Origin of the sequence: Catenuloplanes indicus (assembly GCF_030813715.1) — a bacterium.
In the GTDB taxonomy this organism is placed as follows: Bacteria; Actinomycetota; Actinomycetes; order Mycobacteriales; family Micromonosporaceae; genus Catenuloplanes; species Catenuloplanes indicus.
This window is the reverse complement of record NZ_JAUSUZ010000001.1, coordinates 3,922,291-3,944,575: the sequence shown is the minus strand read 5'-3', so window position 1 is coordinate 3,944,575 and position 22,285 is coordinate 3,922,291. Positions and strand designations below refer to the sequence as shown.

Annotated in this window: 24 protein-coding genes; 4 read left to right on the top strand and 20 right to left on the bottom strand. The window is 71.9% G+C overall.

Annotation, left to right across the window (positions count from 1 at the left end; genetic code table 11):
* Positions 1–22: 22 nt before the first annotated feature.
* Together J2S42_RS17720 and J2S42_RS17715 are read right to left on the bottom strand one after the other, a co-directional pair.
* A complete protein-coding gene (locus tag J2S42_RS17720) occupies positions 23–424 on the bottom strand; it encodes a hypothetical protein (RefSeq protein WP_307240555.1) in 402 nt (133 codons plus the stop codon).
* A complete protein-coding gene (locus tag J2S42_RS17715) occupies positions 421–600 on the bottom strand; it encodes a hypothetical protein (protein WP_307240553.1) in 180 nt (59 codons plus the stop codon). Before J2S42_RS17715 ends, J2S42_RS17720 begins: the two co-directional genes overlap by 4 nt.
* A gap of 291 nt (positions 601–891) precedes the next feature.
* On the opposite strand from J2S42_RS17715, the gene J2S42_RS17710 reads away from it, so the two are divergent.
* Positions 892–1,206 carry a helix-turn-helix domain-containing protein gene (locus J2S42_RS17710; RefSeq protein ID WP_307240551.1) on the top strand — a complete coding sequence of 105 codons (315 nt, stop codon included), beginning with the start codon at positions 892–894 and terminating at the stop codon, positions 1,204–1,206.
* A 476-nt stretch (positions 1,207–1,682) separates the two neighbouring features.
* Here the strand turns inward: J2S42_RS17710 and J2S42_RS17705 are convergent, their stop codons facing one another.
* The 12 genes from J2S42_RS17705 to mobF all read right to left on the bottom strand — a co-directional run bounded on the left by J2S42_RS17705 (position 1,683) and on the right by mobF (position 16,437).
* Positions 1,683–2,465: a class I SAM-dependent methyltransferase gene (locus tag J2S42_RS17705; protein WP_307240549.1), complete on the bottom strand. Its 783-nt coding sequence runs from the start codon at positions 2,463–2,465 to the stop codon at positions 1,683–1,685.
* Positions 2,466–2,605: 140 nt separating this feature from the next.
* The gene (locus tag J2S42_RS17700) at positions 2,606–3,064 is read right to left on the bottom strand and encodes a hypothetical protein (RefSeq protein WP_307240547.1); all 459 of its coding nucleotides are present in this window, start codon (positions 3,062–3,064) and stop codon (positions 2,606–2,608) included.
* A gap of 177 nt (positions 3,065–3,241) precedes the next feature.
* Positions 3,242–4,540, bottom strand: coding sequence for an MFS transporter (locus J2S42_RS17695; protein ID WP_307240545.1), 1,299 nt, complete (start codon positions 4,538–4,540; stop codon positions 3,242–3,244).
* Positions 4,537–5,646: a PLP-dependent cysteine synthase family protein gene (locus J2S42_RS17690; RefSeq protein WP_307240543.1), complete on the bottom strand. Its 1,110-nt coding sequence runs from the start codon at positions 5,644–5,646 to the stop codon at positions 4,537–4,539. The genes J2S42_RS17695 and J2S42_RS17690 overlap by 4 nt, the downstream gene beginning before the upstream one ends.
* A 188-nt stretch (positions 5,647–5,834) precedes the next feature.
* Positions 5,835–6,209, bottom strand: coding sequence for a hypothetical protein (locus tag J2S42_RS17685; protein WP_307240541.1), 375 nt, complete (start codon positions 6,207–6,209; stop codon positions 5,835–5,837).
* A gap of 163 nt (positions 6,210–6,372) precedes the next feature.
* On the bottom strand, positions 6,373–7,029 hold the full coding sequence (locus J2S42_RS17680) for a DUF305 domain-containing protein (protein ID WP_307240539.1): 657 nt from the start codon (positions 7,027–7,029) through the stop codon (positions 6,373–6,375).
* Between the two features lie 87 nt (positions 7,030–7,116).
* On the bottom strand, positions 7,117–7,569 hold the full coding sequence (locus J2S42_RS17675) for a DUF6153 family protein (protein WP_307240538.1): 453 nt from the start codon (positions 7,567–7,569) through the stop codon (positions 7,117–7,119).
* Between the two features lie 151 nt (positions 7,570–7,720).
* Positions 7,721–8,605 carry a L,D-transpeptidase family protein gene (locus tag J2S42_RS17670; RefSeq protein ID WP_307240536.1) on the bottom strand — a complete coding sequence of 295 codons (885 nt, stop codon included), beginning with the start codon at positions 8,603–8,605 and terminating at the stop codon, positions 7,721–7,723.
* Between the two features lie 204 nt (positions 8,606–8,809).
* Positions 8,810–10,909 (bottom strand): heavy metal translocating P-type ATPase, encoded by a 2,100-nt coding sequence (locus J2S42_RS17665; RefSeq protein WP_370879401.1) that lies wholly within the window; start codon positions 10,907–10,909, stop codon positions 8,810–8,812.
* A gap of 444 nt (positions 10,910–11,353) precedes the next feature.
* Complete coding sequence (locus J2S42_RS17660; RefSeq protein ID WP_307240532.1) at positions 11,354–11,737, bottom strand: hypothetical protein; 384 nt, start codon at positions 11,735–11,737, stop codon at positions 11,354–11,356.
* 159 nt (positions 11,738–11,896) lie between these two features.
* A complete protein-coding gene (locus J2S42_RS17655; RefSeq protein ID WP_307240530.1) occupies positions 11,897–13,318 on the bottom strand; it encodes a hypothetical protein in 1,422 nt (473 codons plus the stop codon).
* Entirely contained in the window at positions 13,225–16,437 is a 3,213-nt protein-coding gene (mobF, locus tag J2S42_RS17650; protein ID WP_307240528.1) for a MobF family relaxase, read from the bottom strand. Before mobF ends, J2S42_RS17655 begins: the two co-directional genes overlap by 94 nt.
* A gap of 418 nt (positions 16,438–16,855) precedes the next feature.
* Here mobF and J2S42_RS17645 point away from each other — a divergent pair, with 418 nt between their 5' ends.
* Entirely contained in the window at positions 16,856–17,239 is a 384-nt protein-coding gene (locus J2S42_RS17645; RefSeq protein ID WP_307240526.1) for a hypothetical protein, read from the top strand.
* Between the two features lie 60 nt (positions 17,240–17,299).
* Here J2S42_RS17645 and J2S42_RS17640 read toward each other — a convergent pair whose 3' ends face one another.
* A complete protein-coding gene (locus J2S42_RS17640) occupies positions 17,300–17,461 on the bottom strand; it encodes a hypothetical protein (RefSeq protein ID WP_307240524.1) in 162 nt (53 codons plus the stop codon).
* 313 nt (positions 17,462–17,774) lie between these two features.
* Positions 17,775–18,695: a hypothetical protein gene (locus J2S42_RS17635; RefSeq protein WP_307240522.1), complete on the bottom strand. Its 921-nt coding sequence runs from the start codon at positions 18,693–18,695 to the stop codon at positions 17,775–17,777.
* 422 nt (positions 18,696–19,117) lie between these two features.
* Here J2S42_RS17635 and J2S42_RS17630 point away from each other — a divergent pair, with 422 nt between their 5' ends.
* Entirely contained in the window at positions 19,118–20,071 is a 954-nt protein-coding gene (locus tag J2S42_RS17630; protein WP_307240520.1) for a S66 peptidase family protein, read from the top strand.
* Between the two features lie 129 nt (positions 20,072–20,200).
* Complete coding sequence (locus J2S42_RS17625; protein WP_307240518.1) at positions 20,201–20,539, top strand: hypothetical protein; 339 nt, start codon at positions 20,201–20,203, stop codon at positions 20,537–20,539.
* A 57-nt stretch (positions 20,540–20,596) separates the two neighbouring features.
* On the opposite strand, the gene J2S42_RS17620 is transcribed toward J2S42_RS17625, so the two are convergent.
* The 4 genes from J2S42_RS17620 to J2S42_RS17605 form a co-directional block, all read right to left on the bottom strand.
* Positions 20,597–20,833 carry a hypothetical protein gene (locus J2S42_RS17620; protein ID WP_307240516.1) on the bottom strand — a complete coding sequence of 79 codons (237 nt, stop codon included), beginning with the start codon at positions 20,831–20,833 and terminating at the stop codon, positions 20,597–20,599.
* 5 nt (positions 20,834–20,838) lie between these two features.
* Entirely contained in the window at positions 20,839–21,111 is a 273-nt protein-coding gene (locus J2S42_RS17615) for a hypothetical protein (protein WP_307240514.1), read from the bottom strand.
* 85 nt (positions 21,112–21,196) lie between these two features.
* On the bottom strand, positions 21,197–21,646 hold the full coding sequence (locus J2S42_RS17610; RefSeq protein WP_307240512.1) for a single-stranded DNA-binding protein: 450 nt from the start codon (positions 21,644–21,646) through the stop codon (positions 21,197–21,199).
* 81 nt (positions 21,647–21,727) lie between these two features.
* Positions 21,728–22,165: a single-stranded DNA-binding protein gene (locus J2S42_RS17605; RefSeq protein WP_307240511.1), complete on the bottom strand. Its 438-nt coding sequence runs from the start codon at positions 22,163–22,165 to the stop codon at positions 21,728–21,730.
* Positions 22,166–22,285 lie beyond the last annotated feature (120 nt).

The following is a 22,285-nucleotide window of genomic DNA, read 5'->3' as shown; positions in this document are numbered from 1 at the left end:
GAGTCGGCGTCACCCTCGTGGCCTATGGCCGTGCGGCAAGCGGGATGACGATGGAGGAGTGGTGCTGGGCGAGTTCGTCGCGGAGCGCGATGTTGTCGTGGTGGAGTGCGGCGATCGTGGTCGCTGCGGCGGCGAGGCGCTGCTGAAGGGCAGCGCATTCGCGGGTCTTACGGCCAAGCTGCGCGCGTAGCTGGTCGAGTTCCTCCGCGCTGGTGCTGGACGGCGCAGTGTCGTGGTGTGCGGCGACGGCGCGGTCCCATGCGGTGAGCAGGTCGCGTGCGCGGTTCATGGTGGCCCGGCTGACCCCGGCCTCACGGTAGACGTTTTCCTTGGTGAGTTTGCCGTCGGTATGGCGGGCACGGCCTCGTAGCAGGCGGGTCATCGCCTCGCGCAGGGCTTGCTCGGTGGCAGGGGACACGGTCATCGGGTGGCCTTGGCGATGACCTGGTCGACGTCGTCGAGTTGCCGTTGTAGTGCGGCGTGGTGGCCGGGTGCGAGGCGGGGGTTGTCCAGCAGCGTGAGCAGGCTGCGGCGCTCGGTTCGCCAGATGGCGGTGTGTGTGCCGGTGATGAGGCTGTTGGCGCAGCGGCCGGGCTGCATCGGTCGATGAGCGGGCCGCGGTGGCCAGGTGGCACGATCGCGTTTTCCAGGCATTTCGCGCCGGCGGGGTCGGCGTCGTCGAACAGGCAGTGGTTGAGGGTGCCGAACCGTAGCGGGATGCGCGCCTTGCGGAGCAGGTCGTGTGCGGTGCGGGCGTCGCCGTGGCGGGCGAGCGCGGTCTGGCGGATCTCCCGGAAGGTGCTGGCGAGGCGTTCGGCGGCCGGGCCTGAGCCGATGGTGGGGCCGGTGTGGTGGTTGTCGTAGAGCTCGTGGGTGATGAAGCTGTTGACGATGGCGCCGCTGCTAAACCCGGAGGTGCGCGGCTGGTGCGCGAGCCGGCCGGCGCGGTCGTTGACGTTGCCGAAGACCAGGTCGGGGTGGGGCCTCGCCGACCGCGCGGTCAGCCAGCACCTGGCGAAACTGCGCATGTCCCGGCTGGTCACCGCACGTAGGCAGGGAACGTTCATGTTCTACTCGGCCGCCGACGACCACGTGCGGCGGCTGCTGGCCCAAGCGCTGCATCACGTCGACCACATCGATCCGCAAACCGCCGAGGACACCACGGCACCCACCGTCGCACCGCGCGTAGCCGGTCAGCCGGCCTGACCGCCGCGCAGCACGGGGTCGACGCGGCGCGGCCGTCACCGACGTGAACCCACCCGCGCAGCCCACGCGGTGGCAACGGACTGCGCGCCCGCGGCCCCCGCCATCGGTTCGCTGATAAGCAGGTGGCTGACCTGGTACGTCATCGCGATCACTCACCCCGAGACCTACGCGTCCCGGCGGCCCGCCGCGAACAGGGTGACCGTCGAGGTCCGCGTCATCGGCGGACTCCCGTCTCGACCAAGCCGATGCTGTCCCGCGCCCGCAGCCGCTGACGCTGAACCGATCCACCCGGGGCTGTATCCGGCGAATGTCGCGGCCAGCACCGGCTCCGGGGCGGCTGGATCCGGTGCGGTGACGAAGCCGGGCGAGCAGATCGGCAGGGGCGTCGGTGGTACTGGGGCAGGCGGGCGCGCGGGTGTCGTGCGGGCCCGCCTCCTTCGGCCGCGACGGTGCCGTGCTGCTGCGGCCGGTGGCGATCAGGCCGGCGATGCGGAGTGTGGCGCGGGATTGGTGTAGACGGATACGTGGGTGTGCGCCCGCGGGTCGAAGGGCCGGCCGGTCAGGTCGCGGTGGCGGCCGGTGAGGGTGAGGCCGGCGGATTCGGCGAGCAGGTCCAGTTCGGCGGGCAGGACGTAGCGCAGCCGGTTGGCGATGACGCGGGGCTGTCCGTCGGTGTGAGTGATGCGCAGCGTCTCGATGGTCTGGGCGGTGGTGTCGAGGCGGCCGACGGACACGGCGGGGCGTTCGGGATCCCACCGGTCGACCTGCAGGGAGTGGCCGTGATGCCAGCGATCCGGGTCGGGGATGAAGCCTTCGACGACCAGGCTGCCGCCGGGGGCGAGCCGGGCCGCGGCGGCGGTGATGCAGGCGCGCTGGTCGGCCTGGTCGGTGAGCAGGTACAGGGTCGAGAACGCGATCAGCACGCAGCCGAACATCTCCTCGGCGGGCGGGTGGAGCATGTCGCCGAGACGGGCGTCGACGCGGCCGGCGCCGGGCTTGGCGCGTAGCCGGTCGAGCATGGCGGGTGAGTTGTCGACGCCGACGACACGCATGCCGGCCGCGGCCAGGGGCACCGCGAGACGGCCGGTGCCGACGCCGAGCTCGAGCACGGACGCCGGGCGGGCGTGACGGCGCAGGAACTCTACGACGGCGGGGATGTCGTCGCGGTCGTCGTAGAGGGTGTCATAGTCGGCGGCCCAGGTCTGGCCGTAAGCGGCGCCCGTGAGGACGACGGAACCAGCAGTGGTGGGTGAGGTCATCGTTGTTCGCCTTACGGAGGTCGCGGGGCGGCGGCGCATCACCGGGTGGCCGGAGGCCGACCCGCGGTGTGCGGGGCCGCGAGGACGATGCCGGCGTGGGAGAGGTGTGCGCCGGTCGGGCGTGGTGTAGCGCCGTCGTCCTATATGCGAAGCGAGATCAGTTCCGTACGCGTACGCCCTGGCCCGCCGGCCGTGGCCGGGAGGGCTGGGCGCCGTGCGGGTGCCGGGACGTGCTGGACCGCAGGTGCGGGGAGGGCGACGGTGTCCGGCTGCGGCAGCGCGGCGTCCGGTATCAGCTCGGCTGCCGGGGCGCACTCGTGCGCCCCTGACAGATGCTCGAAACAGAACACCTGATGGGGCACGGCCGTGCCGGCGCCGGTGTGGGCGTGCCCGGCGACCGGCTGCGCGGTGGTGTGGGCGTGCCCGTCCGCGGCCGGCGCGGCGGTGTGGGTGTGGGCGGGCGCGCAGCAGGTGATCAGGGCGTGTGTCTGCCCGGCGAGCGCGCACAGCAGCAGCAGGATGAACAGGCGTCCGGCGGCGCGCATCCGCGCGCCGTCGCGGGCGCGTGTGATCCCGTGCCGGGCCGATGCCGCCGTCATGGTCGGCAGCGTAACGACGCGCGGGGCGTGGGCGGCACCGACCGGTCGGATGGTTGTCGGCGTCTTTTCCGCTGGTCTTCGGCCTTGCGGGTGCCGGGACACGCGCAGGCGCCCCGGCACCCGGTGTGGTCGCGCGGAACGCCGCCGGTCGCCGGGCGCGCCGGCGGGGTGTGCGGGTCAGCCGCCGCGGCTGCGGGCGGTATGCGGTGTGCCTGCGGGCGCCGGCGGCGGTGGGTGCAGGTGCCCGGCGCGGGACAGGCCGGTGAGTGCGGCGGCGCCGAGCAGGCCGGTGGCAGTCAGCGCCAGCCAGGGCAGGGCGGGCCAGCCGTGGCGGGTGGCGGTGTCGATCGCGGCGCCGGTGAGCAGGTTCCCGGCGGCGATGCCGATCCCGGCGAGGGTGTTGTACAGCCCGTAGTACGTGCCGACCAGGCGTGGCCCGGCGAACGTGACGATCGCGGCCATCTCGAATGGGTACACCAACATCGTGGCGATGGTCAGCAGCACCGTGCCGGCCAGGACCGGCCCCAGGGCGAGCGCGGCCGCCCAGGGGCCGGCGCCGGGTGCGGGGCTGAGCGTGGCGGTGGCGGCGAGCGGCAGGAACGCGGCGGCCATCAGCGCCAGCCCGCGGGTGATGGCCTGCGGGGCGCTCCAGCGGGCTTTCGCCCAGGCGGTGAGGCGGACCTGCCCGGCGACGGTGAGCAGCCCGGAGACTGCGAACAGGGCCGCGACGGCGGTGTCGGTACCGGTGATGCGGCGCACTTCGATGGGCAGGCCGAGGTAGATCTGGAAGTTCAGTACGTAGGAGGTGATCATCGCGGTGGCGAACAGCAGGAAGCCGCGGTGGCGCAGCGGCTGCCGCCACCCGGGCCCGGCATGCGACTCATCCGGTGATGCCGGTGGGGCGTGGCGGGCCGGCAGAGCCCGCGCCTGCGCGAGCAGCAGCACCGCGAACAGCAGCGCGGCCACGGTGCACACCCACTGGAACGAGGCGGTGAGCAGGGCCAGGCCGATCAGTGGGCCGGTCAGGATTCCGGCCTGGTAGAAGACGTTGAACAGGGCGAACGCTTCGGTGTGCCGGTCGCCGGCGTCGGCGGCGAGGTAGGCGCGCACAGCTGGGTTGAACAACGCCCCGGCCAGCCCGGTCGCCGCCGAGGCGACGAGCAGCGCGGTGAGGGTGTCGGCGGCGCCGAGCAGGCCGAACCCGGCGACGCGCAGGCCGAGGCCGGCCAGGATCAGCGGTTTGTAGCCGATCCTGTCGGCCAGGACGCCGCCGAGCAGGAACATGCCCTGCTGGGAGAGGTTGCGCACGCCGAGGATCAGGCCGATCGCCCAGGCGGCCATGGCCAGGTCACCGGCGAGATGCCCGGCGAGGTACGGCATGAGCATGTAGAAGCCGATGTTGATGGTCAGCTGGTTGACCATCAACAGTTGCACGGGCCGGTCGAAGGATCGCAGCGCGGTCAGGGTGCCGGTCACGGCGTGTTCCCGGCCGGGTCGATGACGCGGGTGCAGCGCGTCCAGCGGGTCGCCTCGGCCTCGCCGGGATGGTCCAGCTGCTGCGGACCGAGTGCGGGCGGGTGGCCGAGCAGGTCGTGGCGGTGGCAGTAGTCGTCGCTGTAGACGGTTTCTGCGTAGCGGTGCGGGCCGTCGGGGAAGACCGCGGCGATGCGGGTGTCGCCGGGCAGGGTCCGGGCCAGCCAGGAGGCGACCAGCGCGACCGCGCCGACGCTCCAGCCGCCGCTGATGTAGTGCCCGGCGGCCAGGCGCCGGCACGCCCATACCGCTTCGGCGGCGGCGACCCAGTGGACCTCGTCGAAGGCGGGGTAGTCGACGTTGCGCGGCAGGATGCTGCTGCCGAGCCCGCGCATAAGCCGAGTCCGGGCCGGCTGGCCGAAGATCGTGGACCCGCACGCGTCGACGCCGACCAGCTTCAGACCGGGGAAGAACTCGCGCAGCACCCGCGCGGTCCCGGCGGAGTGCCCGCCGGTGCCGACGGAGCAGACCAGCACGTCGACGCGGCCCAGCTGCGCGGCGAGTTCCAGGGCCAAGGGCTGGTAGGCGTCGGCGTTGTCGGGGTTGTGGTACTGGTCCGGGCAGAAACCGCCGTGCGCCTCGCGCAGCGCGGTGACCCGGTCGCGGCGGGCCTGCTGCCAGCCGCCGTCCGGGTGCGGTGTCTCGACCAGGTCGATACGGGCGCCGTAGGCGGCCAGCAGGTTCCGCATCGACGTTTCCATGCCCGGGTCGGTGACCAGGGTGACCGGGTGGCCGTGAATCAGGCCGGCCAGGGCGAGACCGAGACCGAGGGTGCCGGAGGTCGACTCCACGATCGGGGCCCCGTCGGGCAGGTCGCCGCGTTCCCGGGCGCGCTGGATGAGGTGCAGACCGGGCCGGTCTTTGATCCCGCCGGGGTTGTGGCCTTCGAGTTTGGCCCAGAACCCACGGTCGGTCGCGTCGGTGATGTCCGGGGTCCACAGCACCGGCGTGTTCCCGACGAGCTGGTCGAGGTGGTGGCAGGTGGAGCTGGAGATGAGCTGGCTGGGTGAAGGCCGCCGGTCGAGCCGGGACCCCATCAGGTCGATCATGTGCGAAGCCGCTTTCAGGACATGCGCCACCGGCCCGCGCACCCAACGAACAGGGGCGCCAGCAAGGGTGGCACAGGGTCAACAGGGTCGCGGAAGGCATGCCGCCGTCACACCGGCCCGGGCCCGCGGCATCGGTCATCGCGGAAGAGGGGCGAAGCGGGTGGCGGCAGGCGGCAGGCCGGGGCCTGTCAGATGCGGTGGACGCAGGTCGTCGAGAGCACGCCGGCCGCGGATCTGCCGGGCGGGTGCGCGGCATCGGCGGTGACCGTCACGGGCACCGCACCGGCCCGGACCGGAACGTCCGGAACGACCTCGGCCAGATCGACGACGCCCGTACTGACCGGCGGCAGGAGCGCGGCGGTGATGCACGGATGCGCGTCGTGCGGCCGTTCGCCGGTCGCCGGGACGGCATCACCGGCGCCAGGCCCGGCCGGGTCCGGTGGCGCGACGACCGCGGCGTGCGCGACGTGCGCATGGTGGGGGTGCGGCAGCGCATGATCGGCCATCGCGGCGCAGAACACGATCAGCGCCACGGTCGTCATCCGCATGACCAGCCCGAACATGAACCTTTCCGTCCCGCATCCCTGACACACCGAATGGCAAATGTACCAAAAATACCTTTGGCGGCGTGTGCGAAACGCGCTTCGCGAATCCCGGTCGGCCGGAGGTGCAAGGCCCGGTGGGCGGGACGCGATCAGCGCCCGCCCACCCGGTCGAGGGCACCGGTCAGAGGCGGGCGAGGATGCCCTTCATCGTGGTGATCTCGGCCTGCTGATCGGTGATGATTTTCTGGGCCAGGGCCTTCGCGTCGGCGTTAGTACCTTGCTGGACTTCCTGCTGCGCCATGTCGATGGCGCCTTCGTGGTGGCTGATCATCATGGTGAGGAAGTGCGTGTCGAACGCGGCGCCGGTGGCCTCGGTGAGCATGCTCATGTCGGCGTCGGACATCATGCCGGGCATCGACCCGTGGTGCATGCCCGCGTCCATGCTCATGTCCGGTGCTGGCCGGCCCCAGGCGGCCAGCCAGCCGGTCATGGTGTCGATCTCCGGCTGCTGGGCCTGCGCGATCTTGCCGGCGAGAGTCTTGACCTCGCTGTCGGCGGCCCGGCCGTCGGCGAGGGCGGCCATCTGCACCGCCTGCTGGTGGTGCGGGATCATCGCCTCGGCGAAGCTGACGTCGGCGTCGTTGAACGATCCAGCCGACACCGACGCCGCCGGTGCGGCCGCCGACGCGCTCGCCGGCATGTGGTTCATGCCCCCGGCGTCCGGGTCGGCGGAGTGATCACCGCCGCAGGCCGACAGCAGCAGCGTGGCGGTAACTGCAGCACCGGCGAGGAGGGTACGGCCCCGCATCGTGGTCGGGGGCAGGGAAATACGCATCATGATGGAATGTGACCTTTCGGCAGGATTCGGGTACGCGTGCGGGCGCCTCGGCCACGACCGATCGCGGTCGCCGTCGAGGTGGGTCGCCTATATGCGCAGTACCGCTACCGAGGCCAGCGTCAGACCTGCAGGCCGGTCCGGCGGTGCGCGCGGCATCAACGCCCGCAGCACCCCCGCCGCCATCAGGCGCTGCCGGTCGTAGCCGGCGGCAGCCAGCCACAGCAACATCACCAGCACGACCAGGCCGGTCAGGATCGCCAGACACACGCTCCAGACACCCGCGCCGTGGCCACCGTGCCCGCCGCAGCGGTCGTCCGGGCACACCGTCGACGCCGTCCACGCCGCCATCGTCACGCCCACGGTGACCTGTGCGTGCGTGCCGGCCGCCGACTCGTGCGTGCCGGTACTCGCCGGGTGGTGGGTGTCGGTGCGGACACCGGTATGGCCGAGGGTGTGCATCAGCGCCAGGCCGAGGACGGTCGCCAAAAGCAGCATCAGCCGGGCCGTACGGCCCGGCACGATCGCTGCTGCCCCGCTCACCGCCCCACCGTAGCGTCTGCGGCCTCCGCCGATGACGACACCACCCGGACACAGACCCTGGCCCCGGGCCGTGCCCGGCTCCGCCCCGGACCTGTGCCGCCCGGGGCGGATGCCCGCCTGTCACCCGCCCGGGTGAAGGACCCCCCTCGGGTCAGGTGCCGGGCCGGCGGCCGAAGGTGCGGACCTTGGTGCCGGTCTTCAGCTGCTTCCACATCGCCACCGCGTCGCGGTGCAGGAGGTTGACGCAGCCGTGCGAACCGCGGGCCGCGTCGTGCAGGTACGTGGTCGTCTCGTGGAAACCGATCCCGCCGTTGAACCGCTGCCAGTACGGCAGCCACACCTCGTACGGGTTCGACCACTCCCGGACCGCGCGCTTGTTGATCCGGTACGTCCCGGCCGGGGTGGCGTGACCGCGGAACCCGGTCCGAACCACGGTCGGCCCGAACACCACGTCCCCGTCACGCATCACCCACACCGTCTGCAGGGTCAAGTCGACGCAGGCGGTCACCCCGGCGCCGGCCTTGCACTGCCGGACCCGCTTCGGGTCGGTGCTGGCCGCGAGGCGCCGGGCGACATCCGCCGTGGTGGCGTCCGCCTGCCCGACGGCGGGCTCGACACCGAACCGCTGCTGAAACGCCCGGATCGCGGCGCAGTCGGCCGGCGAGGACCGGCCGTTGACGCTGACCGGACCGTAACCGCCCAGACGGGCGAGAGCGGCTTCGATGTCGCGCTGCCACCGGCCACCCGCACACGCCACCGCAGCCGCGGCGGCCGGGGCAGAGGCGGCCGCGGAAGGGCGGGAGGCCTGCGGGCGGGAAGCGGGCGGACGGGAGACGGCAGCATCACCGCGTGCGGTCCGGGCGGGTGCGGGGTCCTGGCGCAGCACCCGCACGCCCGGCGCGCTGAGGTCCGCCGCGGCCTGTGCGGTCGCGGCCTGTGCGGGCGGCGGGGCCGTATTCATCAGGTCCAGCACGTCACCGGCGGCGGCCGAGGCCGCCAGCCCGAGCACCACGGCCGCGCTCAACAGATACGTCACCGCTTGCGAACCCGCCACCCGGGCAACCACCCTTCACCGCACCACCACCGACGCTCACCACGATCGCCGCCACGGCGCCCGGATCGCGGTCCCGGCCGGGAGCAGCCATGGTGCAACACACCTCGGCACGCGTTCGCAGCCCCGGGCGGTGGTCTGCCTCGGGCTGCGATCACGCGGCCTGGTGGGTGTTCGGCCGGGACCGGGTCACGGCCGGGGCGCCAGACGCACCCGGCGCAGCAGTTGGGCGTTGAGCGCGACCACGATCGTCGAGGCGCTCATCAGCACCGCTCCGACCGCCGGGCTCAGCGTGATCCCGGCCCAGGCCAGCACGCCCGCGGCGAGCGGGATCGCCACGACGTTGTAGCCGGCCGCCCACGCCAGGTTCTGGATCATCTTCCGGTAGGAGGCTTGCGACAGGCGGATCACGCCGGTCACCGCCCGGGGGTCGGAGGAGGCCAGCACGACACCGGCCGACTCGATCGCCACGTCCGTACCCGCGCCGATCGCCAGGCCGACATCCGCGCGGGCCAGCGCGGGCGCGTCGTTGACCCCGTCACCGACCATCGCCACCCGCAGCCCGCGCTCCTGCAACCCGGCCACCGTCCGGTCCTTGTCGGCCGGCAGGACCTCGGCGAACACCTCATCCTCGGCGGTGAAGCCGAGGTCGGCCGCGACGGCCTCGGCGACCGGCCGCGCGTCACCGGTGATCATCACGATCTTGCCGATCCCGGCCTGACGCAACTGCGCGATCGCCTCGCGCGCTTCCGGCCGCACCTCGTCCTCCAGACCGAACGCCCCGATCACCGCCGGTGTCCCGGCGTCGTCCAAGCGCAGCAGGTGCAGCACCGCCGCTCCACGCCGCGACCACTGCCCCGCCGCCGCCTCCAGGTCGGCCGGCACCGTCGCGCCGAGCTCCCGCAGCAGAGCGGGCCCGCCGACGGCGTAGGTGCGCCCGTCCACGACCGCCTGCACGCCCCGGCCGGTCAGCGACCGGAAACCCGTCGCCCGCCCGCGCAGACCCCGCTCGTGGGCGGCCGTGGTCAGCGCCCGCGCCAGCGGGTGCTCGCTGTCGGCCTCGACCGCGCCGGCGACATCCAGCACCCGCGCCTCGGTGAACCCGGTCGTGGCAGCGATGCCGGTCACGGTGTGCGCACCCTTGGTCAGGGTGCCGGTCTTGTCGAACAGCACCGCCTCGACCGTGCGCATCCGCTCCAGCGCCAGCCGGTCCTTGACCAGGATCCCGGCCCGCGCCGACAGCGCCGTCGACAACGCGATCACCAGCGGGATCGCCAGGCCCAGCGCGTGCGGGCACGCGATCACCAGCACCGTCACGGTCCGCACCACCGCCTGATCCAGGTCACCGAGCAGCCACCAGACGACGAAGGTCAGGACCGCGGCGGCGGTCGCGATGTAGAACAGCAGCGCCGCGAACCGGTCCGCCAGCACCTGTGCCCGGCCACTGGCCGCCTGCGCCTGCGCGACCAGCCGGCCGATCCCCGCCAGCGCCGTGTCCTCACCCACCGCCTCCACCCGGACCCGGATCGCCGAGTCGGTCGCGACCGTCCCGGCCACCACCCGATTTCCGGCACCCCGGGACACCGGACGGGACTCACCGGTGATCATCGACTCGTCCAGAGCCGCCGTGCCCTCGACGATCCGTCCATCAGCCGGCACCCGCGCACCCGAGCGCACCAGCACCAGATCCCCGACCGCAAGCGCGGCCACCGGCACCCGCTCGGTGTCACCGTTGGCGGCAAGCCGTTCGGCGTCGTCGGGCAGCAGCGCGGCCAGCGCCGCGAGCGCGCCCTGCGCCTGCCCGATGGCTTTCATCTCCTGCCAGTGCCCGAGCAGCATGATCGTCACCAAAGCCGCCAGCTCCCACCAGAAGTCCAGTCCGAACACCCCGACACTGGTCGCCAGCGACGCCACGTACGCCACGGTGATCGCCATCGCAATCAGCAGCATCATTCCCGGTGCCTGGTCCCGCACCTCGGCGACCGCACCGGCCAGGAACGGCCACCCGCCGTAGAGGAACACCGCGGTACCGAGTACCGGGCCGACCCACGCCATACCGGGGAAGTCGAGGGTGTAGCCGAACCAGTCCATGATCATGTGGCTCGTTGCGACGATCGGGACCGTCAGCACCAAACTGAGCCAGAACTTCCGCCGGAACGCATCCGGATCGTGACCGGCGTGCTTGTCGTGCCCGCCATGACCCGCACCCCCATGCGCGGACGCGTCATGTCCGCCACCGTGACCGGCGTGCGCCGCCGGATGCCCGTGATGATCGTGCGTGCTCGCGATGCCCGCCGTGGCGTGCGTGCGTGTGGTCACGGCCCCGGGTGCTGCGTGACCTTCGTGGTCTCCGGTCGTCATGTCGACCACCTCCAATGCGCCGAAGGTATACCCCCCGGGGGTATAGGGCAAGGGGTGGTGGGGTTCCCGGCGTCACAGCGACGACGACGGCCGGGGCCGGCGCCGGATGCGGGGTATGAGCTGGTGATCCGAGGCACGCGACCTGCGAGACGGGGTCTTCGGATCTATCAGGCGAGCGGGATGATCTTGGACGTGTGGTGCGGAGCGGGATACGGCCATCGATGGAGATGAGACATCGGCAAACCCTGGAGAGAAGTTGTGCGAGAACCCTTCGGCGTAGGCGCGGGGCGGGCGGAGTCCTTCCGTGCGTGCCCAGTCGAGCATGTCGGTCGTGGTCAGGAACGGTGGTTCGCACATCGGGAACCGCACCGTCTACGGCGCCCAGCCGCGGGTGATACCCGGGGTGCGGTGCTGTTTGCTCCAGTCGATCCCGACGTAGAGGATCGTGTCGGCGGGGTCGGCGTGCGTGGTCAGCCAGGCTCGACAGGGCCGTTGTTTCAAGAAGGTCGAGCACGGGGCGATACGGCTGTTTCCGAGAAAACGCTGGTCGGCGAAGACCTGCCAGGGTGTGCGACCGTCCGCGACGATCACGGGCTGGACATCGAGGAGCGCGGCGGCGTCGTCGACGAAGCGCCACAGGCCAGGGTCTTCCGCCTTGGTGTCGGCGGCGAGAAGGACGAGGTTGTCGGTGCCGTGTTGTGCGGCGACGCGCATGGCGGCGGCCCACGAGCCGATCCCGCCGGAGAACTGGATCACGTGCCGGACCGCGTGAGCCGGAGCCGGCCGGCCAGGTGGCGGTGAGCTGCTGATCGGAGGCATAGGAATCCTTTCATGCGCAGGGTTCTGAACGAGAGGTGCGGGTGCCGATGCCGCGCCGGTCGGCGGTGGCGACCTGGAAACGGCCGCGGGCTGGGGCTACCAGGTGACCTGGATGCCGGGCTGCGCGGCGGTCTGATCCATCGGCAGGGCTGGCCCGTTCCGGCCACGACCGACGTGCGTGTGTGCCGGCGGCTGGCTGGTCGTGATGGCCTCGGCGGATGCCGGTTCGTGTGCGGCCGCCGGGTCTAGGTGGCCGCGGTGGGTGAGTTCGACGCGTAGGTGCGCGGCGTAGGTGGGTGTGGTGATGAGGGTGTCCGCGGTGCCGTTCCGTGGTCCGAGCCAGTCGGGTCCGAGCCGTCCGGCGACGGCGTGGGTGACGTCTTCGCGTTCGAGGTCCGGCAGCGCCAGATAGGTGTCGGCGGTGACCCGCACGTCGATGACGTCGGGTGTGGAGGCGTGCGGGTGGCGGGTGGCTAGGACGGCGTCGGCGGCGTGCAGGAACGCGCGGTGGGCGGCGCTGTCGGCGGCCGGGTACGCGCCGAGTGGCTGGAGCGGGTCGTCGGTACGGACCTGGAACTCGTCGCGGAACGCGGCGACCATCTCGACATGACGCTGCCACTGGCGGGCTGCCTGCGGGTCGATCGGCTGCTCGCCGAGCCCAGCCAGCCAGGCCGGCCGGTCGGCGATCGCGGCCGCCGCGAGCACCTGCGCACGATCGCTGACCAGCCGATGCGAGGCGTCGAGGTAGGGCTTCCAGTCATCGGCGACCTGGTGCGGGATCGGGGCCATCCAGGGCAGCGGGCCGTGCGCGGGCGCTGGCTGGGTGCGCTGGTGGACGAGACGGCGGACATCGTCGAGTCCGCTGTCCGGGCGGGTGCCGGCCAGCAACTGCGCGGCGGTCTTACCGTCCTGCTCGGCGGCCTTGAGCGTCCAGGCCAGCTGCCGCCAGCCGTCCTCACCACCCGGTGTGGCGGGTGCGGCGTTGTCGTGGAGGTGGCGGGCGACGCGCCAGGCCAGCACGTCCGATACCGACCTTGCGGTGTCCAGCGGCCGGGCCAGCACAGCGGCGGCGAGGACGTCGGCGGGCTGGTACCCGGCGTACTCGGCCCGGGTCAGCGCCGTGCGCAGCGCCGGCCACGACGGCTCCGCCAGCGTCCGCGCGACGGTGGGCTCGTCGAGGACCAGACCCAGCAACTGCTGATGATCAGTGCGGCCGATGGCCGGATCGGTCAGCAGCGCCGACGGCGTTCTAGCCCCCTCCACGGGGTCGAGGTTGCCGGCGCGCTGGGTGTGCAGGCCGATGAGCGCCGCGTACCGGGCGGTGTCGGCTTCGGTCGGCGCGGCGAGCGCCGGGGTGGGTGTGCGGCCTTCGATGTGGTCGTCGATGCGCCAGGCCAGCAGTTGGGCCGGGGATTCGCCGCGGGTCAGCGGGCCGCGCCGTGCGGTTCCGGCGAGAACCTGCGGAAGGTCCCCCCGTCGGCCTCTGCCCGGTGAAGGGCGCGCATGACCGCCGGCCACGCCGGATCCTTCGTGACCCCTGTGGCGTCGTCGCCGAGCATCCCGGTAACCAGGGTCTGCAGCCGGTCCGCGTCGGCCTTCTCGACGGCGAACCGCAGCCTGGGGGCGAGCGTGGCCAGGGAGCGGGCGCCGTCGTGGGCGCGGGCGATGGCTTCGGTGGCGGAGGGTTCGGCGCCTTCGCGGGCGAGGACGGTTTCGAGGATTTCCCGGCCGGCGCGGGCGTGCCGGTCGTACACGGTGCGGTCGAGCCGCGCGTCCTCATCGACCGGGAGGACGTGGTGGGTGATGGCGTAGAGGGTGGTCTTTTGCCGGGCGCGGGTGGCGGCGACGTAGAGCGTCTCGCGGGTCATGTCGTCGCTGACCAGTGCGTGTGCGGTGTCGACGGTGGCGCCTTGGGCGCGGTGGACGGTGGTGGCGTAGAGCAGCTCGACGTTCCCGGCCACATACCCTGCGGGCAGGGTAATCGTGCCGCCGTGCCGCATGTGCTGGACCTTCAGTGACCCGTCCGGGCGGCGGTCGGTGACGGTCCAGGCGTCGCCGTTACGGACCCAGTCCTTGCCGCGGTTGCAGGTCATGGTGCGGTCGTTGACCCGGGTGACGATCCAGTCCCCGCGCCCGGCCCGGTTCCCGTCATGGAGGGTTACGCCGTCGGTTTCGACTTGTCCTTCGGCGATTCGGTCGGCGCGGGCGCGGGCGGACAGGGCGGTGACGCCGGTGGTGGTGGAGGCGGTCATCAGGGTGTGCAGCCCGGCGGTCATGTCGGTGTGCCAGGCGGTGTAGGCCTGTTCGATCATCGCCTCCGCGGACCCGGCCCGGATCCGATCGTGCTGCTGGTAGTAGTCCAGGGCGGTCGTGTCGCCGTCGCGCAGCCGGCGGGTGGTGTCGGCCTCGGCCGGGTGGGTGAAGCGGTGCAGGGTGTTCAGTTCGACGGCGCCGGCCTCGGTGGCGAGGAGCCGGAGTGCGCCGCCGGACTCGACGGCGGACAGTTGCCGGTAGTCGCCGAGCAGCCGGATCGTCGCCCCGTGCCGTTCGGCGATCTGGCGGAGGGTGTCGAGGTTGCGGGTGCCGGCCAGCCCTGCCTCGTCGACCAGGATCACGTCCCCGGCCCGGACGTGGAAGAACGCGGTTTTCGGTGAGAGCGTGCCGTCCCGGCGGGGCTGCGGCTGGCCGTGGACGAGGTGGTGCAGGACGAACTTGTGCACGTTCTCGGCCGGGACACCGAGGTCCTCGCCGAGGACGGCGGCGGCTGCCGCGGACGTGGCGAGGGGTATCAGCCGGCGGTGTTGGGCGGCGAGGACGTGCTGGTAGGCGTGCATCGTGGTCGTCTTCCCGGCCCCGGCTGGGCCGAGGCCGACGACGATCTGGCGTGGGTCGCAGGCGAACGCGGCCACCATCGCCCGCTGACCCGCGTCCAATGTCTTGCCCTCGGCGGCCTCGTATCCGTCGAGAATCGCCTGCACCTGGGCGACCGTTCCGGGTGGGCCGGTGATGGTCCGGGCCGCGTTGAGGAGGCGTTGTTCGGCGTCGAGGATCGTGCGGCTGGTGTGCCGCGCGGCGCCGTGCTCGACGAACACCGACGTCCCGTCCGGGCGCCGCAGCGCGTCCGGCTCGTCCAGCAGCGGCGGGACGGTCACCGGTACGCACTCGTCGGAGATCGCCCGGGCGACGACCGCTTCCAGCACCCGCGTCCGCTCGTCCACGCCGACGAAACGCAGCCCGTCCGGGAACAGTGACTCGGGTGGTTCGCGCAGCAACCGGTCGGCTTCGGCGCGCAGGTTCCAGACCGTCCAGGTGGAGCGGGACTGTTCCGCCCGGCCGACGGTCAACTGCGCCAACGTGGCGATGTCTGCTGTGGACAACTCTGTGGATGAGGCGGTGACGGGCTGCTCACGGCTGTTGACAGCGACCACACCGGCCAGCTGTCGAAGCGCCGGGCGGCCGTGCGCGGCGACGAGACGCTCCTGCCATTCCGTGCGCTGCTCGGCCAGCGATCGTGGCGGGGTTTTGCCGCGCCGGGTGTCGAGGTTCGCGCGTTCGGCGAGCCGGAATGCGGTCTGGTTGTCCGGGTCCCGGCCGTGCAAACGCCGGAAGTCCACGACCAACTGCTCGTACCGGTCCTCGATCTGCCCGCGCCGGCTGGAGAACGTCGGGATGAACTCCACCGGCACCCCGGCCACCTCCCGGACCGGCTGGCGTTTCCGGGCGGTGTCCGGCCGGACCGTGAATTCCAGGCCGAGCCGGGCGGTGGCGAGGGTTTCGATCTGGGAGTTGTAGTGCTCGGACGCGGCGACCGCGATCCGGTGCAGCGCGCGCCCGTCTAGGCTGCGCCACACGCCGTCCGCGCCTTGGATCTTGTTACTGATCGGCACGTGCGTGTGCAGGTTTGGATCCCCGTCGCGGGAGTCGAAGTGGTCGAAAACCGCGTAGATCAGCCCGCGCGTGGCCAGCTGCGCCTGCCCGACGTCGCCGGTGCGGGTGAACGCTGCGTGCTCTTCGAGGAGGGCGAGCGCGGAGTCCCGCGCCTGCGCGTGGATCTCGACGATCGCGTCCCGGACCCACTCCCGATCATCGAGCGCCCACAGCAGCACCAGGGATTTGACCGGGGTGAAGACCAGGTCGTAGCCGGCGACTCCGCCGCGCGCCCGGCGCGCTTCCTCAGCCCGGATCGTGCCGATCTCCGCCTGCGTCGGCTCCCGCCCGGTCTCGTCCCGGATCACACCCAGCCGCGCCGCCACGCGGAGGTCGAAGTGTTCGAGGGTGGTGTAGACCGGGAAGCGACGCCCGAGCGTCGCCGCCCGGATCGCGTCCTCCGACAGCTTCGCCAGCGCGTCGTCGTCCATCCCGTCGCGGACGTGCTCGCGCAGGTGGTCGGCGATGATCCGGTCGGCGTCCGGGTGCATCCCCTGCCCGAACAGATGCTTCATCTGTGTCTCGGTCACCGCCCCGGACAGACCCAGCGCGTCCAGACCGCGGCCGCCCCATCGGCCGGGCGGGTTCCCGCGCGCGGTGTAGTAGTCGGCCGCGGTCTGCTCGGCGGTGCGGGTGGTGTCGCCGCCGGCGACGTGACGGGTCAGGTAGGTGTAGCCGTCCCCGACGGACAGCTTGTGCAACGTCATCATCCCGGCTCACCCCCTCACCCCGCGCACGACAATGCCCGCGAATGACGTGCATTCGCGGGCCCTGTTAGTCGGCTATTCGTGTCATCTTTGGGACCAGCTTACCGGCCGGGTTTTATCCATGACAAGAGCATCTGCAAGAGGTGTGTCGGCTAATTCTTGCTGGCCTCTGGGTCTGGTGTTTGTGCAGCTAGATGGTGTTCCTATGATGATTTGACTTGTGGTTGTATTCGGTTGTTTGGGGTTGGCTTGATGTGGCTTGAATTTGCGGCATGACCTTGAGAGAAAGGCGTATTGGTGGCTAGTTTTTGTGGCTATGGCGAAGCGTGTGAGTGGTGCTGGTGTTAATCGTTCGGCGGCGCGTCGGGCGTCGGAGGTCGCGGCGTTGCGGCAGGCGCGTCGGGCGGCGCATGAGGCGGCGGTGACCGCGCAGGTCGGTATCTACTTCGACCGGTCCGGGAAGGCGTCGCAGGTGATGCAGGACGCTGGCGAGCGGGCGCTGCGGATCGTGCACGACGCGCAGGCGGTCGCGGCGAAGTTGGCCGGGGAGGCGGACGGGGCGCTGCGTGAGTTGCGCGCGCTCGGGGAGCTGGTGGTGGAGATAGCCGGGATGGTCGACATTCCGGTGAGCGAGGTGAAGGCCGCGATCGCCCGCGCGAAGACCACGCCGGCGGCGCCGGGAGGCGAGAGACCGGATGTGGAGGTCGTGGAGGAGCAGGAACCGGTGGCCGGGCTCGGCGCCGGGCCTGCCGATGTGGGTGAGCTGCGCGATTGGGAGCCGGACGGCGCGCTGGCCGGGGAATGAATCATGGTGAAGGGCCAGCCCGCGAAGGTGTGGGCTGGCCCTTGCGGTGGTGGGCGGGGGTTATGCGGTGCGGGTGTAGGACAGGACGAGGTGGTACTCGGCGAGGTCGTGCGGGTTGGTGATGTCGTAGACGTCCCTTTCTCCGACAGTGACGGGGGTGCCGGGTCGGCCGCGGCGATTACGGTCGCGGTGGTCCTCAGCGATCTCGAGCGCGTGGAACATGACGGAAGCCCTCCCGGGTGGCGGGCACGGCGACCCGGTGGCTCCCCGGACGGGGGCCGGGTGCCGTGCTGACGGGGCGGTGAGAGACCGGCCCGTCGCCAGGGGCAGGTCAAGCAGGCCGTAGGCCAGACCCGGGAGCTGCCGGGTCAGCGCAGCGACGGCGACGCGAAGCGAGCCGGGACACGGCAGGTTCCGGGCGGTGCTTGCCGGCCACCGGGCGGCCGGTCTCCACTGAAGCCCGGCAGCCGGCCATCCCGGTCACCACGGGGCGCGGCGGGCAGTCTGCCGCCGCGAGAACGCGGCGGGCGCTCTTTCAGCGCGGCGCAGTTGCGGTGACCAGGAACTCGGGTCCGCAGCCGGTGTAGCGGCGTAAGGCGGCGTAGCGCTTGGCGCGGGCCTCGTCGCTGAACTGCTCACGGACTTCGGCCCAGCCGTAGCGGCATCGCCGAAGACGCAGTACCGCGTTCGGCGCGGCCTGCATGGTCAACTCGATCGCGAAGCAGTCGTCACCGGATGCGCAACGGCAGCGAGCACTGACTGCCCCGGAGGCGCCGAGTTCCGCGTCGAGAAGGGCCTCGATGACGGTGGTGTGGTCGGGGCCGTCAGCCCATTCGAGCTCGATGCGTTCCCAGTTCCGCCACAGGTCGACCGCGGCGATCGAGGGGTGGCGGAAGATCATGTGCCGGCGTAGCAGCGCCGATGTCAGTGGTGGGACTTCCCGGAATCGGGCGTCGGTGGTGTAGCCGGCCCCGTACTTGTGCGCGAAGGACTCTTCCTCCGGATGCATCCGGTGCGGATGGGTGCGCCAGAGCAGTTGCATTTCGTGGCTGTCGCACCGGGTTTCCAGGTAGGCGGCTGCGGCGCGCCACCATTGCGCGCGACGGATCCCCGGGATGCGGACGACGCCGGGCAGCCCGAGCCGCCGTAGCTGGACTCCGTCGGCGGATACCTCGGCCCGCAGCCCCCAGAGTCCGTGCGGCTCGCCACCGGGCCGGTAGGTCGGCATCAGCGCACCGAGGACGTCGGGCAGCGCGGTCTGCTTCACGCCGATGTCCAGGGCGTCCAGGTACGGCGTGAGCCAGGAGATGCCGAACGGGTCGTCGCCGGGTTTCCAGCCGTGTGCCGTGGTCTCCCCGCGGTGCCCGAGGAGCATCAGCACCTCGTGCTCCAGGTTGGCCTGCGCCGGGGACCCGTGCGGAATCACCGGACGCGACCCGTCGGTGAGGCGGCGCATGATCCGCTCGTGGGACTCGCCGGTCAGCCGACGGCACCGGCGGGCGAGGACGGTCGGACTGAGAGTCTTCGACATGACGATCTCCTGGTCTCGCTCCCGGTCAGCGAAATACAGAAGACGACGTCGAGTGTCTGGGTGTCGTGCGGTGGAACGCGTCGGTGGCTATGCCTTCGGCCGGACGTACCGCATACCGGGTGATGCAGCTCCAACGTGGCGCCCGCTGCGCCACGCACACGATGACACACGACGCCCGGACGATGCGTGCGTATCGGGAACGACTCGTCGCCGTTCCACCCGAAGAGTGAATCGCCGGGGCGACACCGCGAAGAGAGACCTGCTGACCTCAGCCTCTGGAGCACACGGTGGCGCAGGCGCGGTCGCGGGGTCAGTACGGGCGCGACGGCGGTGGAACAATCCGCTGCGTGGAGACCTCCGGCGCGCAGACGGTGTACCCGCCCCGCCTACGGCCGGGGGATCTGGTGAAGATCGTCAGCCCGGCCTGCCCGCCGAGCCGTGACGGCATCGACCGTGGTGTGGAGGTGATGCGTTCGTGGGGGCTTCGGGTCGAGGTCGGCGTGCACGTGTTCGACTCCTGGGGGTACATGGCCGGCACGGACGCCGACCGGCTGGCCGACCTCAACGAGGCGTTCCGCGACCCGCAGGTGAGGGCGATCGTGACCAGCCGCGGCGGGAAGGGCACCTATCGGATCATCGGCGGGCTGGACTTCGACGCGATCGCGGCCGATCCGAAGCCGGTCGTCGGGTTCAGCGACGTCACCCACCTGCACCTCGCCCTGTGGGCGCGGTGCCGGGTCACCGGAGTGCACGGGCCGTTCGCGAACTGGAGCGACGACTGGTCCGGGCCCGACAGCGCCGAGGCACTCCGCCGGGCGCTGATGACGACCGACCCGGTCGTGCTGCACCGCGATCCACACGAGGCGACCGCGGCCGTGCAGGTGGACGGGGTCGCGGAGGGGCCGCTGGTCGGCGGGAACCTCGACGCGATCCGCACCACCGTCGGCGCCGGACTGCCGAGCCTGGCCGGGGCGATCCTGTTCCTGGAACACCAGAAAGGCACCGGCCTGGGCGAGGTCGACCGGGCCCTGACCCAGATGATGGGCTCCGGCCAGCTCGACGGCCTGCACGGGGTGGTCCTCGGCCAGTTCCTCGGCTTCGAGGACATCGCCGACGACCCGACCCAGGGCGGCTGGCACATCACCGACATCCTCCGCGACCGGCTCACCCGGCTCGACGTGCCCGTCCTCGGCGGCATCCCGGCCGGGCACGGCTTCCACCCGCCGACGATCCCCCTCGGCCCGCCCGCGACGATCGACACCACCGCCGGCACGCTGACCGTCGCCTCCGCGGTAAAATAGGACCGTGCTCCGGACCGGCTGTAGAGCCGTCACCCGTTCGAGCACGCGGGCGAATACGAAGCCTGGCCAATCGGTAGCAAGGTTGAGCCCCCGACCGGGGGTTCGGTCTCGTACCGAATGGAGTTTCTCGTGTCCGATCAGCAGCCCCTCAGCCCGCGCCACCTCGCCGGGGACGTCCGGCTCTCCGTCCACCGCGAGGGCGCGACGACGGTGGAGCGGATCCCCGGCCTCGGGAGCCAGATCGAGCTCCGGAACATGGGCGGCGACGACATGTCCATCGTGGTCCGCTCGGGCAACAGCCAGGCGGAGAACCCCGGCCCGTCCGGGTGGCGTACCCGCCGCGACGAGAACATCCTCACCTGGCCGGCGCTGCTGCGCACGATCAACGAGGCCGACCCGTCCCACCTCGACCCGAAGCTCAATGAGCTGCGCGCGCTGATCGACCGCGCGACAACCGGCGCCGCGTAACCGGCACGTGACGGAGGCGGCCACGGCCTCGCCGGCCGTGGCTGCCTCCGATCAGGCTCAGGTGCAGTCGAGCCCGCACGACGGGCAGATCAGCACCTGGCGTCCAGGCTCGTCGGCCGGGCCGATCCAGATGCCGAGCGGGCCGTCGTCGCGGCACTGCTCCGGGCACGGGTAGAGCCATGCGCCGGCGGTGGCGCGGCGCCCGGGTGCGACGTAGGCGCCGCCGTGGTGCATCGCGGGCTCGTCGCGGAAGCGGATAGGTCTGGGCTGCACCTCGGTGGGGAGCGTATCCATCGGCGTCAGCTCGCGGCGAAGCTACTGCTGGTGCGGCAGCCGGTGAGGGTGTCGCCGGCGTCGAGGGCGGCGGCGACGTAGGAGCGGGCGAGGCGCAGCAGGTCGGCGCGGGCTTGGTCGTGCTGGTGGTCCGGGCACGGGCTGGCCGGAGTGCTGTCGGGGCAGCGGCACCGGGCGGCGTCGTGGTCGTAGGCGTCGACGGTAAAACTGAGGGCGTAGAGCAGGTCGTCGGCGATCATGCGCGGAACGACGATCGAGACCGGGGCGTGACGGTGCATCGCGGAATCTCCTGGGCGGCGTGCGGTCGGGCGGCTCCCGGACCGGCCCGTGCGAGGCGCACGAACCCGGTCCTGGAGCGGGGTGTCAGCGTGCGTGGTGGACGAGTTCGCGGTCGGTGGCGATGTCGGGGTAGACGTCGGCGGCGTACTGCTCGCCGTCCGGGGTGGTGACGACGTCACCGTGGCGCTGCCGGACCGGCGGGCCGGCGTGCGCGTCGGTGAACCGCATGGAGACGGACACGTTGCGGGCGCCGAGTTTGAGGGTGGGCAGGTCGGAGTCGTTGAGGTACGGCATGAGCTGGCCGGCCTCGACGATGACGAGGTCGCCGCGGGAGAGGTTGCGCACGCGGGTGGCGAGTTCGCCCCAGCAGAGGACGTCGAAGAACATCGCCTTCGCGTCGACCCAGCGGCCGGTGTGGTCGCGGTAGCGGTCGCGGTGGATGAGGGTGAACTGGGTGAAGTCGCGGCCTGCGCTGGTGGTGCCGGTTTCGGGGGTGGAGGTGAGGCGGCCTTCGATGACGACGGTGAACAGCATGTTCGTCTCCAGCGGCAAAGGGTGATGGGCGGTGGGTGGTGCGGGGCCGGGCGGCGGTGTGCCCGGCCCCGCGGTGGCCGGTTAGAGGGCGGGCTGGAGGTCGTCGGCGGGCTCGGCGTGCGCCCACGCGTCGGCGAAGTCGCCGGCCTCGTTGGTGCGGGCGGGCCGGCTGGACGCGGCGGGGTTGAAGCGGAGGGAGAGGGAGATGTTGGCGGCGGTGACCTGCAGCTGCGCGCCGGGCTTATCGCTGCCCTGGGCGAGGAAGGGCCAGGCGGTCAGGTCGTCGCGGGCGTCGACGACGATGGTGTCGCCCTTGCGCAGGTCGGCGCAGCGCTCGGCGAGGGTTTCCCAGGCGGTGACGGTGACCCACATAGTCGGCCCGTTGACCCACTCGCCGCTGGTGGTGCGGCGGCGGGTGTTGTGCCCGACCCGCATCCGGCACAGGGCCTTGCCGGACGGGGTGATGCGCAGCTCGGGCGCGTCGGCGAGGTTGCCCTCGAAGGTGAAGTTGAACAGCATGGCTGGCTCCCAATGGTGGTGCTCGGGTGCGGCATCCCGTGCGGCGAAGGGGATCGGGTGATCCGCCGCGCCGGGTGTGCCGCGCTGACGGGGCCGGTCAGAGCCCGCCTGGGGCCGGGG

Bases quoted from the DNA above. Each gene is read 5' to 3' on its own strand.
- J2S42_RS17605 (WP_307240511.1), bottom strand. From the start codon at position 22,165: ATGCTGTTCAACTTCACCTTCGAGGGCAACCTCGCCGACGCGCCCGAG.
- J2S42_RS17710 (WP_307240551.1), top strand. From the start codon at position 892: ATGGCGCCGCTGCTAAACCCGGAGGTGCGCGGCTGGTGCGCGAGCCGG.
- J2S42_RS17680 (WP_307240539.1), bottom strand. From the start codon at position 7,029: ATGATGCGTATTTCCCTGCCCCCGACCACGATGCGGGGCCGTACCCTC.
- J2S42_RS17700 (WP_307240547.1), bottom strand. From the start codon at position 3,064: ATGACGGCGGCATCGGCCCGGCACGGGATCACACGCGCCCGCGACGGC.
- J2S42_RS17620 (WP_307240516.1), bottom strand. From the start codon at position 20,833: ATGGATACGCTCCCCACCGAGGTGCAGCCCAGACCTATCCGCTTCCGC.
- J2S42_RS17705 (WP_307240549.1), bottom strand. From the start codon at position 2,465: ATGACCTCACCCACCACTGCTGGTTCCGTCGTCCTCACGGGCGCCGCT.
- J2S42_RS17690 (WP_307240543.1), bottom strand. From the start codon at position 5,646: ATGATCGACCTGATGGGGTCCCGGCTCGACCGGCGGCCTTCACCCAGC.
- J2S42_RS17610 (WP_307240512.1), bottom strand. From the start codon at position 21,646: ATGCTGTTCACCGTCGTCATCGAAGGCCGCCTCACCTCCACCCCCGAA.
- J2S42_RS17685 (WP_307240541.1), bottom strand. From the start codon at position 6,209: ATGTTCGGGCTGGTCATGCGGATGACGACCGTGGCGCTGATCGTGTTC.
- J2S42_RS17720 (WP_307240555.1), bottom strand. From the start codon at position 424: ATGACCGTGTCCCCTGCCACCGAGCAAGCCCTGCGCGAGGCGATGACC.
- mobF (WP_307240528.1), bottom strand. From the start codon at position 16,437: ATGATGACGTTGCACAAGCTGTCCGTCGGGGACGGCTACACCTACCTG.
- J2S42_RS17635 (WP_307240522.1), bottom strand. From the start codon at position 18,695: ATGCGCCGCCTCACCGACGGGTCGCGTCCGGTGATTCCGCACGGGTCC.
- J2S42_RS17715 (WP_307240553.1), bottom strand. From the start codon at position 600: ATGCAGCCCGGCCGCTGCGCCAACAGCCTCATCACCGGCACACACACC.
- J2S42_RS17615 (WP_307240514.1), bottom strand. From the start codon at position 21,111: ATGCACCGTCACGCCCCGGTCTCGATCGTCGTTCCGCGCATGATCGCC.
- J2S42_RS17640 (WP_307240524.1), bottom strand. From the start codon at position 17,461: ATGTTCCACGCGCTCGAGATCGCTGAGGACCACCGCGACCGTAATCGC.